At 46.8% G+C, this 265-nt stretch carries 1 protein-coding gene; it reads left to right on the top strand.

Going from position 1 to position 265, the window contains the following annotated elements; translation table 11 throughout:
* Nucleotides 1-254, top strand: a 254-nt coding sequence (locus HBA93_RS21585) for a YggT family protein (RefSeq protein WP_221724615.1), incomplete at its 5' end; no start/stop codon positions are given.
* Between the last annotated feature and the right edge of the window lie 11 nt (nt 255-265).

Raw genomic sequence — 265 nt, 5'->3', positions numbered from 1 at the left:
TTTACACCTGGATCATCATTGCCAGTGCGGTGTTTTCCTGGCTGTATGCTTTTAACGTGGTCAATTCCCGCAATCGCTTTGTCGCCTCTATCGGTGAATTTCTTTATAAAGTGACAGAGCCGGCTCTGCGTCCGATCCGTAAAATCCTGCCGGATTTAGGTGGTATTGATATTTCGCCGATCGTGCTGCTGCTGGCAATCTTCTTCATCCGCCAGTTCATGTGGAATACATTGGCTCCGATACTGCTGAGCTAATCCATAAAAAA

Source organism: Ochrobactrum sp. SFR4, assembly GCF_019730395.1.
In the GTDB taxonomy this organism is placed as follows: Bacteria; Pseudomonadota; Alphaproteobacteria; order Rhizobiales; family Rhizobiaceae; genus Pseudochrobactrum.
Note: the sequence above shows the minus strand (reverse complement) of the source record. Positions and strands in the feature narration are given on the sequence as shown.